Source organism: Allocellulophaga tsushimaensis (genome assembly GCF_055383085.1).
In genome coordinates this window covers 2,181,087-2,195,336 of record NZ_AP039451.1, presented here as the reverse complement: position 1 = coordinate 2,195,336, position 14,250 = coordinate 2,181,087, and the positions used below count along the sequence as shown (strand labels likewise).

Sequence of the window (14,250 nt, the reverse complement as noted above, 5' to 3'; positions counted from 1 at the left end):
GTTTCTCAATGCTGAAACCTCACTTTTTTAGTTTAAAAATTCTTTTTAATACGCTTACCAAATACGTACACGCTCTTCTTCAGCTAAAAACATTTTGTCTCCTTCTTTAATATCAAATGCCTCATAAAAAGCATCTACATTAAGTAGCGGTTGTATTGCTCTGATCTTACCCGGAGAATGTGGATCTGTTTTAATTTGAGTTCTTAAGGCCTCATCTCTAGTTTTTGTTCTCCATACTGTTGCCCAAGACATAAAAAATCGTTGCTCAGCTGTAAAACCATCAATATCTTCTGGTCTACCATTTTCTTTATAGAATTTTTGTAAACCATCATATGCACCAAGAACACCACCTAAATCTCCAATGTTTTCTCCTAAAGTAAATTTACCATTTACATAAACACTATCTAATACTTCTAACTTGTCATATTGTGCAGCTAAAGCATCTCCCCTTTTTGTAAAGGCTTCAAGATCTTCATCTGTCCACCAATTTTTTAAATTCCCGTCAGCATCAAAACGAGCACCACTATCATCAAAAGCATGAGAAATCTCATGACCAATTACTGCTCCTATACCACCATAATTTACCGCTTCATCAGCAGTATAATTATAGAAAGGAGGTTGTAAAATAGCTGCTGGAAAAACAATCTCGTTATTTAAAGGATTAAAATAAGCATTAACGGTTTGTGGAGACATTCCCCATCTAGTTTTATCAACTGGCTCCCCTATTTCTGAATAATTTTTAAGTTGCCCCCATTTACCAACTGCTGTCATATTTTCAAAATACGTCTTATCTGCAGATACTTCCATAGTAGAATAATCTTCCCATTTATCTGGATAAGCTATTTTAACAGTAAACTTATCTAATTTCTCTATTGCTTTTGCTTTTGTTTCATCACCCATCCAATCTAATTTTTGAATACGAGCTTTGTATGCATCAATTACATTAGCAATCATTTTCTCCGCTTTTGCTTTTGCTTCAGGTGGAAATTTAGCATCTACATACAATTGTCCTAGTGCTTCACCTACAGTACCATTTACAGTAGCTAATGCACGTTCATCAGCAGGTCTTTGTTTTTTAGAACCACTTAAATACTTGCTATAAAACTCCCAATTAGCAGTTTCTATACTTGTACTTAACCTGCCTGCCGCACTATTAAAAGTATCCCAACGTATTAATGTTTTGATATCTTCAATAGAGGTTTCTTTTAAAAATTTATCTAAAGCAGTTGTATATCTTAATTGAGTAACTAAAAGAGTATCAAACTTTTTAGTAATCCCTAAATCAGAAATCATTTTCTTTACATCAACACTAGAAAGCATTTCATCTGCCTCTGCTATTGTTCTAGGGTTATTAAAATTATTAACATTTCTACTTTCTACTTTATCTAATCTTGGTTCCGCTAATGCCGTTTCCATCGCTAATATTTTAACTGCGGCAGCATTTGCATCTTTTTCATTATCTCCAAGTATTTGTAGCATACGGGAAATATGTTTTTTATATTCCTCACGGATTTCCTTAGATTTTGTATCTTGCTCTAAATAATAATCCCTGTCAGGAAGTCCAAGTCCGTTAGCGCCCATGTAAACAGTATTCATAGCACTATTGTTTAAATCAGCACCAGCACCAATACTAATAAAAGGTGAAGAAACAGCAGCATTTGTTGCTAAAACAGTTTGTAAATCTCTTAGGTTTTTAATACCATCAATAGCCTTTAGCGCTGGCTCTAATGGAGTTATACCAGCTTCATTTCTTTTAGCAGTATCTAATTTGGTATCAAAAATAGCTAATGCTTTTGCCTGATCCGTATCTGGAGCATATACACCACTTTCTTTAGCTTGTGCTAAAATTTTCAGCACATCATTATCAGTTGATTTTCTAAGAACCGAAAAACCTCCCCAACTAGCTCTGTCATCAGGAATCTCTGTGGTTTTCATCCAATTACCATTTACATAATTGTAAAAATCCTCTTTAGGGCTTTTTGTAGCATCCATATTTTCTAATATGATACCAGGAATCTTTTCAACTTGGGCTGTTTTATCTACTACTTTGTCTTTACAACTTGTAAAGGCAATAATAGTAATAGCCAAGAAACATACTTTCTTCATTATTTTAGTTTTAGATTATAATTTAGTCATTATCGTTATATGACGCTAAAAGTAAAAAAATGTTACTTATTACTTTTACTATCAATTTTTAAAAAAACGCTTTATCCCTTTATAAAGATGAAAAAAGATTTTAATTATTCTTAACTAATTGAAAATCAAATTATTAAGAATTAATAGTCATTCCATTTTTTAACAAATAATTATGATATATAAGTCTTAAAAATATCAAATATGATGTGAAAATGATTACTTTTTTAGTAAAAAACAAAAACTAATACGTATGTTGGGAATCGTAATTTAATAGAATTTTAAATTCCCTGAAAAACATCCAATATACTAACATACAGTATTTTAAAAATATTTTAATCGATTTTTAATTTTTATTATTCCTTAATTATCTTATTGAACATCATTACATTTATTATGCACGCATAACACCTTGTTCTTAATAGTTGTAGATTGGTACAACTATACCAATACTAAAAAATGAAAATTGGAATTACTGGCACTGGATGCTATATACCTTCGCAGATAGCTGAGAATAAATCTTTTGAAAATCACGAATTTTTAAATAATGATGGCTCCCCATTTCAATATACCAATGACGTTATTATAGAAAAATTTAAGGCTATTACAGGCATATCTGAAAGGCGTTATGTTACAAATGATTTAAACACATCAGACATAGCAACTTTCGCTGCTGAAAAAGCTATTATTGATGCAAAGATTAATAAAGAAACTATTGACTATATCATTTTTGCTCATAATTTTGGTGATGTTTCTCATGGAAAACGGCAAGGAGACACACTACCAAGCTTAGCTACACGTGTAAAACATCTTTTAAAAATAAAAAATCCTAAATGTGTTGCGTACGACCTTTTATTTGGCTGCCCTGGATGGGTTGAAGGCGTAATACAGGCCAAAGCATTTATAAAAAGTGGAATGGCAAAAAAATGCTTAGTAATAGGCGCAGAAACACTTTCTAGAGTTATAGACCCTAATGATCGTGATTCTATGATTTATGCTGATGGTGCTGGGGCAACTATGATAGAAGCTATAGAAGAAGGTGGTAAAATTTTAGGACATGCTTCAGCCACTTATGCTTATGATGAAGCTAACTATCTTTTCTTTGGAGAATCATACGCAGATACCGAAAAGAAAAACGATAGATATATTAAAATGTATGGAAGGAAAATCTACGAATTTGCAGTAATTAATGTCCCAAAAGCAATGAAAGACTGTTTAGACAACAGTGGGGTTGCCATTACAGAAGTAAAAAAGATTTTTATTCATCAAGCAAACGAAAAAATGGATGAAGCCATCATCAAACGTTTTTACAAAGCATATGGAATGCAAGTACCAGAAGGTATTATGCCTATGAGCATAGGGAAGTTAGGAAACAGTTCAGTAGCAACAGTTCCTACATTATTTGATTTAGTAAAAAGAGGAAAATTAGAAAATCAGCATATAGAAAAAGAAGATGTTGTTATATTTGCAAGTGTTGGCGCAGGAATGAACATTAACGCCATAGTTTACAGATATTAAGCAAAGCCTTTCATGTACGAAAATAATTTTCCAAGCAAGCGTTTTAAGCATACTCTTACTTTTCTAGAAAAACATATTACTAAGGATCAAAAAATTTTAGACTTAGGTGTTGAAAATCCTTTTTCTGAAATTATGTCAGCACAAGGATTTGATGTTGAAAATACTAAAGGTGAAGATTTAGATATCGATTTCTCAGCTGTATTAAATTCTAATGCAACTGTAGTAACTGCCTTTGAGATTTTTGAGCATTTAATAGCTCCCTTTAATGTTTTAAAAGAAATTAAAGCTGATAAATTAGTAGCTAGTATTCCAATGCGTTTGTGGTTTACTTCTGCCTACAGAAGCAAAACAGATCCTTGGGACAGGCATTATCATGAGTTTGAAGACTGGCAATTTGATTGGCTTTTAGAAAAGGCTGGTTGGGAAATAAAAGATGCTGCAAAATGGACAAACCCAGTCAAGAAGTTTGGCATTAGACCCTTACTCCGTAGATTTACCAATCGATATTATATTGTTTACGCAGAACGAAAGCAATAGTTTTTAATATATTGTGAGAAAGCTCAAAAAATGAACTATCAAGCAAATAAAATAGAACTAGAAGAAAATGGTTATTCAATTTTAACTCATTTATATTCTAAAAGTGAAATAAGTAAAATTCAGACCTGTATTGATTGTAAAGAGCAAGAGGGGAGTTCTTTCCTAAAAACAAAGGATTTATTTGCCATAAGACAACTTTTAAAACATATTCCTGAATTAGCAAAACTACTCTTTACTAAAAAATTAAAAGAACTAATTTATGCCCTATCATGTTCTGATTATTTCTTAACAAAAGCAATTTATTTTGATAAACCAAGTGAATCTAATTGGTTTGTTCCTTATCATCAAGATTTAAGCATCTCTGTTGATCAAAAAATTAATTTAGAAAATTATACAAATTGGACTTTTAAAAAAGGGCAATACGGAGTACAACCCCCTATCAAAATTTTAGAGGACACCATAACTATTAGAATTCATTTAGATAAAACAAACGCAAACAATGGTGCACTAAAAGTAATTTCAAAATCACATTTAAAAGGAATAATTCGTACTGACTCTAATGCTTGGTTTTCAAAAAAAGAAGATATTTGTGAAGTAGAAAAAGGTGGAGTTATGTTAATGAAACCTTTAACTTTACATGCTTCAAATAGAACAACAAATGGAGAAAAAAGAAGAGTTATTCATTTAGAACTGAATAAGCATAAATTACAAAAACCATTAAATTGGTTAGAATATTATGATATAAAAGCAAGTTAACTTAATCTCTTTACATTATAATTGAACTACTGCATCATCATACCTGCTCATAATGAAGAGAAAGATCTAGCATCTTGCCTAGAGGCTTTTGTTTCGCAAACCGTAATACCGACTGAGCTTATTGTTGTAGATGATAATTCTTCTGATGCCACTTTTAAAATTGCGCAAGAATTTAGTAAAAACAACTCTTGGATAAAAGTAGTTCAAAACACTTCTTCTAACCTACACATTCCTGGTAAGAAAGTAGTAGACACTTTTAATTTTGGTTTGCAACAACTCACTACTTCATATGATAGTATTGGAAAATTTGATGCCGATATTATTCTCCCTCCAAATTATTTTGAAAAGATGTTACAGCATTTTTCTGATCATCCCAAATTAGGAGTATGTTCTGGTTTAGTTCATATCAAAAAAGGAAATGATTGGATTTACGAAAACATAGCAGACAAAACACATATAAGAGGGCCTATAAAGTTATATACCAAAGCTTGTTTTGAGAAAATTGGCGGACTAAAACCCTCTATTGGATGGGATACTGTTGATGTGCTTTTAGCAAAATATCATGGTTTTGAAACTTATGTAGATCAAACTCTTTTTGTAAAACATCTTAGGCCTACTGGAATATCATACAGTAAAAACACAAAATTTCTACAGGGTGAAGCACTTTATAAAATGCGTTATGGCTTTATCATTAGTGCTATCGCCTCTATAAAATCTGCTTGGAAGAAAAAAAGTTTTTCATATTTCATAAACAATATAAGAGGTTATTTTAAAGCTAAAAAAGAAAAAGCCCCTTTTTTAGTTTCTAAAGAAGAGGGCAAATATATTCGTAAGCTCCGTTGGAAAGGCATCAAAAGGAAATTGTTTTAATACTATTACTACTTTTCTAATACTTTACTAATAGTATTTCCTGTAGTACCATTTGGAAAAGCAATTCCTAATAAAGATGCTATAGTGGGTGCTACATCAGAAATTTCTGTTCTTTCATAGGTTTCTCCTTTTTTAATTCCTTTTCCATAAAACAATAAAGGCACGTGTGTATCATAAATTTGAGGCGAACCATGGGTAGAACCCGTTTTAGGGTAACTTATCGTTCCTGGTTTTAATACCATAAGTACATCTCCAGATCTTTGTTGATTGTAACCATTTTGCAACACATATGGAATACCTCTTGTATACTCATTTTGCCACATTTGGTATGCCGTATAACATTTGTCATAAAAGCCATATGTCAATAACTCCTTTACCAATTGTTCTTGAACAACTCTTAATTCTAAATCTAAATTTTTTACAATTTTATGATCTAAAAACAATTGGTTATTAGACCAATTTTTCACAATATCTGTAGTTCCATAATTATACTTTAAAAAAGTATTAAAACGTTTTTTCATATTTCCAGTTTCCAAATAACCAGCAGGTATTTTCTGATCTTTTAAATATGCTGGCACATTAATGGCCGCATGGTCAGCAGTTAAAAAAACAGTATATTCTCCAGTTCCTACTTTAGCATCTAAAGTTTTAAAAAGCCTCTCTAAATCGGCATCTAAACGCAGGTATGTATCTTGAATTTCTTTAGAATTAACTCCAAAGCCATGCCCTACATAATCTGTACTCGAAAAACTAACTGCTAAGAAATCTGTAACACCATCCATTCCTAAATTTTCACCTTCTAAAGCAGCGATAGCAAAATCTGTAGTTATGGCATTTCCAAAAGGAGTCATTTTTAAAAGTTCAAAATTGTTATTTGCATTCCAAAGCGCTGGAAGATCATGAGGGAAAGCAGTATTTACTTCACCTTCAAACAAACCTTCGTAACCATTATTATCTGTACCACTTTCTAGATATGTACTTATATCTTTAAAGGTATTCCATGGTTTTTTATAAGATTCTGCTTTATCTGAATCGTTAAAGTCTGTAACCCATTTAGGCAGGCTATTCATATAATAACTACTTGTAATAAAATTGCCTTCTGCATATCCATTAAACCAATAAGCGGCATTTGCCGAATGTCCTCCAGGAAGTATTGCTCCTCTATCTTTTAAGGCAATAGCAATAACTTTTCCACGCATTTGAGTATGCAATCTTAACTGATCTGTTAGGGTAGTCACCGTCATTCTATGTGGCGACATCTTACCTGCATCAGTACTTGTTCCTATTGAATTATAGCTATCATCTGAAGCACAATACACTTCTTTTTCCAAATCCTTATCATACCAATTATTCCCTATAATTCCATGGGCAGCAGGTGTTGTACCTGTATATATGGATGCATGCCCTGGCCCGGTACTGGTTGGCGCATAATTAAAATGATTGTTTTTACAATTAAAACCATCATTAATCAAACGTTTAAAACCGCCATTACCATAATGGTTCCAAAAACGGGTTAAATAATCATATCGCATTTGGTCAACAACAATACCAACTACTAATTTTGGATTGGTATATGGGCTTACTATAGTGTTTTCTTCTACTTTCTTTTTAGACTTCCTTTGCGCTTGTACTGACAATGGATTTAGGCATAAACACCCTATTAATACAAAAAAGGCAAAACAATTTCTTGACATCTGATCTATTTTAAAGCGATAAAAATAAAGAAATAAACACTCTTAACATCTAAATGAAGGTTAAATGAAATTTAATATTATTATTTTTACCCTTAATATGTTTATATTTATTTAATGAGCTATTTAGCATCTATTGGCAGTTATTTTCTTATGGTACGAGAGGTTTTTAAAAAACCTACAAAATGGCGTATCATGAAAACACTTATTCTAAAAGAAATTGACGAGCTTATTTATGGTTCTCTTGGCATCATTATATTTATTTCTTTCTTTATTGGTGCCGTAGTAACCATACAAACTGCCTTAAACTTATCAAGTCCATTAATACCTAGAAGTTTAATTGGTTTTGCAGCAAGGCAATCAGTAATTTTAGAATTTGCGCCAACATTTATCTCCATTATTATGGCTGGTAAAGTAGGTTCTTATATTACTTCTAGTATAGGTACTATGCGTGTTACAGAACAGATTGACGCATTAGAGGTAATGGGTGTAAACTCTTTAAACTATTTAGTTTTCCCAAAGATTATTGCCTTATTATTTTATCCATTTGCCATAGCTATAGGAATGTATGTTGGTATATTTGGCGGTTGGCTAGCTGGCGTTTTTGGTGGTTTTTTAAGCAGTGCAGAATTTGTAGAAGGTTTGCAACTAGATTTTATTCCGTTTCATATAACTTATGCTTTTATAAAAACAATAATTTTCTCTTTTATCATTGCTACCATACCGTCTTTTCATGGTTTTTATATGAAAGGCGGTGCTCTAGAAGTAGGAAAAGCAAGTACAACCTCTTTTGTTTGGACTAGTGTTGTTATTATTATATTAAATTACATATTAACACAATTACTACTAGGCTAATGATACAAGTAAAAGACATTCATAAATCTTTTGGTGAGGCAAAAATTCTTAAAGGATTAAGTACTGTTTTTGATAAGGGAAAAACCAATCTAATTATTGGGCAAAGTGGTTCAGGAAAAACAGTTTTTTTAAAATGCCTTTTAGGGCTTTTTGAACCGGAAGAAGGTGCTATCTGTTATGATGGTAAAACATACTCTAGCCTTTCTGCTGAAGAGAAAAGAGATTTAAGACAGGAAATGGGAATGGTTTTCCAAGGTAGTGCATTATTTGATTCTATGACAGTTGAAGGTAATGTGATGTTTCCTTTAGAAATGTTTACCAAACAGTCTAAATCTGAGATGCAAGACCGCGTAAATATTGTTTTAAAACGTGTAAACCTTATTGATGCGCATCATAAATTTCCATCAGAAATATCTGGTGGGATGCAAAAAAGAGTTGCTATAGCCAGAGCAATTGTAATGAATCCTAAATACTTATTTTGTGATGAGCCTAACTCTGGTTTAGATCCTAAAACTGCTATTTTAATTGATAATCTTATCCAAGAAATTACAGAAGAGTTTGATATTACTACTGTAATTAACACACATGATATGAATTCTGTTATGGAAATTGGTCAAAAAATCCTCTTTCTCAAAAATGGATTAAAAGAATGGGAAGGTACTAATAAAGAGATTTTTAAAACTAACAATGAAGCTGTAACGGACTTTGTATACAGCTCAGAGCTTTTTAAAAAAGTACGTCAAATGTATATTGAGGAACGGAATTAGGTATCAATAGTCAGTAGTCAGTAGTCAGTAGTCAGTAGTCAGTAGTCAGTAGTCAGTAGTCAAAGTTATTTTTTTGTGCTATTCGTCACTAATAAATACTCGTTTTTTAACATACTACATACAACACTACTTTGATTTAGCCTGTTCTTCTATTAGGTTAGGTAAAGTTCGTACCTGTATAATTGTATCATTAAGTCTAACCTTTAACCAATTCGATAGTTTTTTAGTTTTTGCTGTAAAATCTTTCTCTTTTTTGCTTTCTTTCCATTGCACTTCAAAGACAGGTATCGTATCTGTTTTTTGAAAATTTGTTTTTAGCATATAAGAATACGCTAAAGAAGAAAGGTTTTCATAATTTATTTTAGCCTCTGCACTAATCTCTTGAAATGGAATTTTTTTAGATACCGATTTTTGAAGTTTTGCCACTTCAGATTCTAATAATCTAATTTTCTCATCTTTCCCCATCAATTCTGCTTTTGTATTTTCATACAATTCATCTACATACTTCAGTTGATCTATCTCTTTATTCTTACTACCTTGTATAATTCGGAGTTCTGTGTTTTTAAGTCTTTCGCTTTCATTCTTAATAGCATTCCAACTAGAAATAATGTTATCCGGAACCAATTCATTACCCATAAACATAACAGATATGTACGAATTACTACGAGTATCAACCGTCTTTTCAGGCTTAAAGAGGCTTACTAATTTCTGCAAGATAGAAACGTTACCTTCACCATACTTTATAGCAGTAAAGTCATCCAAAAATCTACCATTACCAGAAAATTGATATTTTGCAATAGTATTATTCACAAATTCTTTTGCATCATTATTATGTAAAGACTGTTGTAACGCATTATAAAATGTGATCCCTGCTGGTATCATTACAGAAATAGCAATGACTGATGCTAACCGCGCAATTTGTGCTCGCCGTTTAGAATTGGCATAGCGCACCATGGGAAAACGTAGTATTTTAATCACTAAAAAAGTAGCCAAGGCTATAAAAATTGTATTTATGGTAAATAAATACATGGCACCAATAGCATAATCCCAATTGCCAATTGCCAAACCAAAACCTACAGTACACAAAGGCGGCATCAATGCTGTTGCTATGGCTACACCAAAAATAACACTTGCAATGGTCCCCCTTTTAGCCCTTGCAATTACTAACGCTAAACCTCCAAAAAAGGCAATTAATACATCTCTAATATCTGGAGCTGTACGTGCTAACAACTCAGAGGATTCAGTTTTTAAGGGAAAAAATTTAAAAAATAAAAAGGCAGTCAATACACTTAAAACTACCATCACCGAAAAGTTTTTTAACGATCTTCTCAGAGTATCAATATCATTTATGGCTAAGGATAGCCCCATTCCTAAAATAGGCCCCATTAATGGAGATATTAACATGGCCCCAATAACAACAGCTGTAGAATTTGCATTTAGCCCAATAGAAGCAATAAAAATAGAGCAAATTAAAATCCATGAAGTGTGACCTTTAAAGGGAATATCATCAATAATAGAAGTTTTAGTAGCTTCCTGATCGGTATTGCTCCGTATACTCAATAATTCAGAAATAAATTTTTTAGAACTTCCTACAAGTCCCTTAAAATCTTTTTCTACTTCTTCTACGCTTTCATTTTGGTTTTGGTTTGGTTCGTTTGTCATATCATGGTTGTATTAGTCTCCAAATTTATCTTTCACTTTTACAAGCACTTTTTTAATATCTTGTTCTTTAGATTTTGGATATATTAATAAAACATCTTCTTTATCTACTATAATGTAGTCATTTAACCCGTCTATTACAACAATTTTATCTTTTGCAGATCTAATCATATTTCCAGAAGCGTCTTCTGCTAATACTTTACTGTTAACAATAGCATTTTGATGTTCGTCTTTACCTAATTTGTCATAAAGTGATCCCCATGTTCCTAGATCATTCCAATCAAAAGTAGCAGGTAATACAGCTATATTAGTATGGTTTTCTAGAATAGCATAATCAATAGATATATTCTCTGCTTCTGGATAATGGACATCAATAAATTCTTGCTCTTTAGGGGTGTTATACATTTCTATCCCTTTCTCAAACAATTTATATTGAGCAGTTTGGTACATTTTAAATGCTGCAACTATGGTTTGTACACTCCACATAAAAATACCGCCATTCCATAAAAAGTTTCCTTGCTCTAAAAACTGTTTTGCAGTTTCATAATCTGGCTTTTCTCTAAACTGATTTACTTTCTTAATTGCTGAAGTGCTTGTTTTGTTATATTCTATATATCCAAAACCTGTATTGGGGAAAGTAGGTTTAATACCAAGAGTACAAAGTACATCTTCATTTTTACATAGATCAAAACACTGTTGTACATCTGTAGCAAAAGCCGCTTCGTTTTCTATCCAATGGTCGCTTGGAGCAACAATCATTACTGCATTTGGATTTTCTTTCTGTATTTTTAATGAAGCATATAAAATACATGGTGCTGTATTTCTCATGGTAGGTTCTAATACTACTTGCTTTTGTTTTACTAAAGGCAATTGCTCTAAAACTAAATTGTTATAACGCTCATTAGTTAGGATTAAAATATTTTCTGTTGGAACAAATTTATTTAGGCGTTTAAATGTTTTTTGAATCAATGTGTCACCAGTACCTAACATATCATGAAACTGTTTAGGGTATTCTGCAGTACTTACAGGCCAAAAACGCGATCCTACTCCTCCAGCCATTAAAACTGCATAATTATTTTTATTCATCATATGTAATTAATCTGTTATTAATTCTACCTCAGCATTTGGTTGAAACAAATACATTCTTCCCGTGGCAATTTCAGCACATTCGTATCTTTTTATTTTCCGATTTCCCTTTTTAAAAACCCTTCCATTATGTATTCTAAAAATACTACCTATAGGAAGTTCATACACATAGCTTTGGTCTATCTTTTCTACTTTATCATATTCTTTTAAAGCTATTGATAGTCGTGCATCGGTATCACTACTGGCTTTTGGGTTTCTAAAATGGTTAGCTATTAAAGGCAATACTTTGGAAGGAAAAATTTCTGGTCTAATAAATGGTAACATTAATTTTTGAAATGTATTTTTCCATTCTAAACCATGTGGCTTTATTGCTCTACCATATTTCTCAAAAGCAACTAAATGGGCAATTTCATGCACTAAGGTCATTAAAAACCTATATTTATTAAGAGAAGCATTTATTGTAATTTTATGAGAACCATCTGGAAGCCTTCTATAATCTCCATGTCTTGTAACACGCTGATTAACAACCTTTAGATTTACATGATACTCTTTTATTAAAGTAATGCAATCCGTTATGGCTCTTTCTGGAAGGTATTTCTCAAGAATACGCTGCATATTACAAAAATAATCTTTTCTATAATTAACTTAACATTATTTTTCTTACGGAGTACTATTGCTCACTTGCAACATTTTTCCATTGAACAATTTATTCCCAGTTAGGGCAAAATCTTTTATATATGTCGCCATTTCTAATGCTGTAGTAGGTGCTATATAACCTGGAAAAGCTTCTTCTAGCATTTCTGTTTGTACTGCGCCTAAAGCTAATACATTAAAAGACGGTCCTGTTTCTTTAAATTCTTCGGCCCAAAGTTCTGTTAAAGTAATCACGGCTGCTTTACTAGAACTATATGCAGATAAACCTGGGAATTTCATACTACCTTGTACGCCACCCATAGAACTTATGGTAATAACGTGTCCATTTTTAGGCATTTTTGGTATTACTAGTTTTGTAATACGTGCTACACCAAATACATTTACTTTATACACTTCTTCAAAAGCAATTGCCTCCGTTTCTAAAAAGGGTTTGTTTAATAGTTTCCCTGCATTATTAATAAGTATATCAACTGTTCCCCAATGGGTATCTATAAAATCTTGAAGCTTCTCTAAATGAGATTCATTTCCTAAATCAAAAGAAAAAGCTGTAATATTTTTATGATTTAAAGCTAAAATAGGCTTTTCATTTCTAGATAAAGCTAATACTTTATGCCCATCATCAGCAAATAATTGAGCCATTTCAAAACCAATACCTCTACTAGAACCTGTTATTATAATGTTAGCCATTAATTGTATTTAATTTCTTTAGTTGATGCATTTACAATACCAGTAACCATCGGTATAGATTTATTTACTACTCGTGCCATATGGTCAAAATTCATTAATTCTACTTCATCACCTACTTTGTGGTAATGGTTGAAGTTTGTAAAATCAAATGTGCAAAATGTTTGCGAAGGCACATTAAATGCTGTATGAAAAGCATAATTGTCTGAGCGGCGGAAAAGATTCATATTCTTAGCAGACGGCAAGAAACCAATTAATTTTTCACCCGAATAATCATTTGCTACAGCAGCCATATTAGAGTTTTCATAGCCTGTAACATACATGAAATAATCTTTGTCATTTAAGGCCACACCTACCATCTCAAAATTTAACATGGTGTACAAATTAATATTCGCTTCTTTTAATCGTAAAGCTAAATCTTTTGAACCCAACAATCCTTTTTCTTCAGCCGTAAACAAAGCAAAAATTACAGTTCGTTTATTCTTTTTAGTAGTTCCAAAATAACGTGCTAATTCTAAAACAGTAGTTGTTCCAGATGCATTATCATTAGCTCCATTGGCAATAGCATCACCATTTTCTGGAGTAAGCATACCAATATGATCATAATGAGCACCTATAATAACAACTTCTTCTTTTAAAATTGGATCAGAGCCTTCTAAAACACCAACAACATTATATGCTGGTTTATTAAAATTAGAAATGGTATCCTTGTATGTTTTAAAATATGGTTTTACTCCATTCTTTTTAAATATTGCTTCAATATAATTCGCTGCAACTTCAATTCCTTCACTTCCGGTATCTCTTCCTTTTAAATCATCTGAGGCTAAGAAAGAAATAATTTCTTTTACACCTTTACTTGTTGCAAAAGAAACTTTAGCAAGCGCAGTTCTTTTAACTTCTTTTATTATTTCAGAATCTGCCACTTGGCTCTCAACAACTTCTTTGGCTTCAATATTTTCAGGTTTTGTTTTAATAATTTTTGATCCACCACAGCTGCACATAAAGACTACTGCTAACACATATACTATTATTTTCATAAG

At 31.9% G+C, this 14,250-nt stretch carries 13 protein-coding genes; 6 read left to right on the top strand and 7 right to left on the bottom strand.

The features are described 5' to 3' along the window. Nucleotides 1-54 precede the first annotated feature (54 nt). Nucleotides 55-2,106: a M13 family metallopeptidase gene (locus ACZ451_RS09340; protein WP_464216849.1), complete on the bottom strand. Its 2,052-nt coding sequence runs from the start codon at nucleotides 2,104-2,106 to the stop codon at nucleotides 55-57. A gap of 486 nt (nucleotides 2,107-2,592) precedes the next feature. On the opposite strand from ACZ451_RS09340, the gene ACZ451_RS09335 reads away from it, so the two are divergent. Genes ACZ451_RS09335 through ACZ451_RS09320 form a run of 4 tightly spaced genes read left to right on the top strand, consistent with a single transcriptional unit; the run spans nucleotide 2,593 to nucleotide 5,814 of the window. Then, complete coding sequence (locus tag ACZ451_RS09335) at nucleotides 2,593-3,651, top strand: 3-oxoacyl-ACP synthase III family protein (RefSeq protein ID WP_464216848.1); 1,059 nt, start codon at nucleotides 2,593-2,595, stop codon at nucleotides 3,649-3,651. A 12-nt stretch (nucleotides 3,652-3,663) separates the two neighbouring features. Beyond that, nucleotides 3,664-4,188 carry a methyltransferase domain-containing protein gene (locus ACZ451_RS09330; protein WP_464216847.1) on the top strand — a complete coding sequence of 175 codons (525 nt, stop codon included), beginning with the start codon at nucleotides 3,664-3,666 and terminating at the stop codon, nucleotides 4,186-4,188. A 30-nt stretch (nucleotides 4,189-4,218) separates the two neighbouring features. Beyond that, nucleotides 4,219-4,944 (top strand): phytanoyl-CoA dioxygenase family protein, encoded by a 726-nt coding sequence (locus ACZ451_RS09325; RefSeq protein WP_464216846.1) that lies wholly within the window; start codon nucleotides 4,219-4,221, stop codon nucleotides 4,942-4,944. Nucleotides 4,945-4,965: 21 nt separating this feature from the next. Beyond that, complete coding sequence (locus ACZ451_RS09320) at nucleotides 4,966-5,814, top strand: glycosyltransferase family 2 protein (protein WP_464216845.1); 849 nt, start codon at nucleotides 4,966-4,968, stop codon at nucleotides 5,812-5,814. 8 nt (nucleotides 5,815-5,822) lie between these two features. On the opposite strand, the gene pafA is transcribed toward ACZ451_RS09320, so the two are convergent. After that, nucleotides 5,823-7,508, bottom strand: a complete 1,686-nt coding sequence (gene pafA / locus ACZ451_RS09315; RefSeq protein WP_464216844.1) for an alkaline phosphatase PafA — start codon at nucleotides 7,506-7,508, stop codon at nucleotides 5,823-5,825. Nucleotides 7,509-7,622: 114 nt separating this feature from the next. On the opposite strand from pafA, the gene ACZ451_RS09310 reads away from it, so the two are divergent. Together ACZ451_RS09310 and ACZ451_RS09305 are read left to right on the top strand one after the other, a co-directional pair. Then, entirely contained in the window at nucleotides 7,623-8,360 is a 738-nt protein-coding gene (locus ACZ451_RS09310) for an MlaE family ABC transporter permease (RefSeq protein WP_464216843.1), read from the top strand. Continuing rightward, nucleotides 8,360-9,127: an ABC transporter ATP-binding protein gene (locus ACZ451_RS09305; RefSeq protein ID WP_464216842.1), complete on the top strand. Its 768-nt coding sequence runs from the start codon at nucleotides 8,360-8,362 to the stop codon at nucleotides 9,125-9,127. The genes ACZ451_RS09310 and ACZ451_RS09305 overlap by 1 nt, the downstream gene beginning before the upstream one ends. A 126-nt stretch (nucleotides 9,128-9,253) precedes the next feature. Here the strand turns inward: ACZ451_RS09305 and ACZ451_RS09300 are convergent, their stop codons facing one another. Genes ACZ451_RS09300 through ACZ451_RS09280 form a run of 5 tightly spaced genes read right to left on the bottom strand, consistent with a single transcriptional unit; the run spans nucleotide 9,254 to nucleotide 14,247 of the window. Next, a complete protein-coding gene (locus ACZ451_RS09300; protein WP_464216841.1) occupies nucleotides 9,254-10,789 on the bottom strand; it encodes a DUF389 domain-containing protein in 1,536 nt (511 codons plus the stop codon). 12 nt (nucleotides 10,790-10,801) lie between these two features. Next, a complete protein-coding gene (locus tag ACZ451_RS09295; RefSeq protein WP_464216840.1) occupies nucleotides 10,802-11,872 on the bottom strand; it encodes a mannose-1-phosphate guanylyltransferase in 1,071 nt (356 codons plus the stop codon). Nucleotides 11,873-11,881: 9 nt separating this feature from the next. Then, complete coding sequence (locus ACZ451_RS09290; RefSeq protein WP_464216839.1) at nucleotides 11,882-12,487, bottom strand: SprT-like domain-containing protein; 606 nt, start codon at nucleotides 12,485-12,487, stop codon at nucleotides 11,882-11,884. Between the two features lie 45 nt (nucleotides 12,488-12,532). Further along, nucleotides 12,533-13,213: an SDR family NAD(P)-dependent oxidoreductase gene (locus ACZ451_RS09285; protein ID WP_464216838.1), complete on the bottom strand. Its 681-nt coding sequence runs from the start codon at nucleotides 13,211-13,213 to the stop codon at nucleotides 12,533-12,535. Then, entirely contained in the window at nucleotides 13,213-14,247 is a 1,035-nt protein-coding gene (locus tag ACZ451_RS09280; protein WP_464216837.1) for a M28 family metallopeptidase, read from the bottom strand. The genes ACZ451_RS09285 and ACZ451_RS09280 overlap by 1 nt, the downstream gene beginning before the upstream one ends. Nucleotides 14,248-14,250: the final 3 nt, after the last annotated feature.

Bases quoted from the DNA above. Each gene is read 5' to 3' on its own strand.
- ACZ451_RS09340 (WP_464216849.1), bottom strand. From the start codon at position 2,106: ATGAAGAAAGTATGTTTCTTGGCTATTACTATTATTGCCTTTACAAGT.
- ACZ451_RS09335 (WP_464216848.1), top strand. From the start codon at position 2,593: ATGAAAATTGGAATTACTGGCACTGGATGCTATATACCTTCGCAGATA.
- ACZ451_RS09330 (WP_464216847.1), top strand. From the start codon at position 3,664: ATGTACGAAAATAATTTTCCAAGCAAGCGTTTTAAGCATACTCTTACT.
- ACZ451_RS09325 (WP_464216846.1), top strand. From the start codon at position 4,219: ATGAACTATCAAGCAAATAAAATAGAACTAGAAGAAAATGGTTATTCA.
- pafA (WP_464216844.1), bottom strand. From the start codon at position 7,508: ATGTCAAGAAATTGTTTTGCCTTTTTTGTATTAATAGGGTGTTTATGC.
- ACZ451_RS09310 (WP_464216843.1), top strand. From the start codon at position 7,623: ATGAGCTATTTAGCATCTATTGGCAGTTATTTTCTTATGGTACGAGAG.
- ACZ451_RS09305 (WP_464216842.1), top strand. From the start codon at position 8,360: ATGATACAAGTAAAAGACATTCATAAATCTTTTGGTGAGGCAAAAATT.
- ACZ451_RS09300 (WP_464216841.1), bottom strand. From the start codon at position 10,789: ATGACAAACGAACCAAACCAAAACCAAAATGAAAGCGTAGAAGAAGTA.
- ACZ451_RS09295 (WP_464216840.1), bottom strand. From the start codon at position 11,872: ATGAATAAAAATAATTATGCAGTTTTAATGGCTGGAGGAGTAGGATCG.
- ACZ451_RS09290 (WP_464216839.1), bottom strand. From the start codon at position 12,487: ATGCAGCGTATTCTTGAGAAATACCTTCCAGAAAGAGCCATAACGGAT.
- ACZ451_RS09285 (WP_464216838.1), bottom strand. From the start codon at position 13,213: ATGGCTAACATTATAATAACAGGTTCTAGTAGAGGTATTGGTTTTGAA.
- ACZ451_RS09280 (WP_464216837.1), bottom strand. From the start codon at position 14,247: ATGAAAATAATAGTATATGTGTTAGCAGTAGTCTTTATGTGCAGCTGT.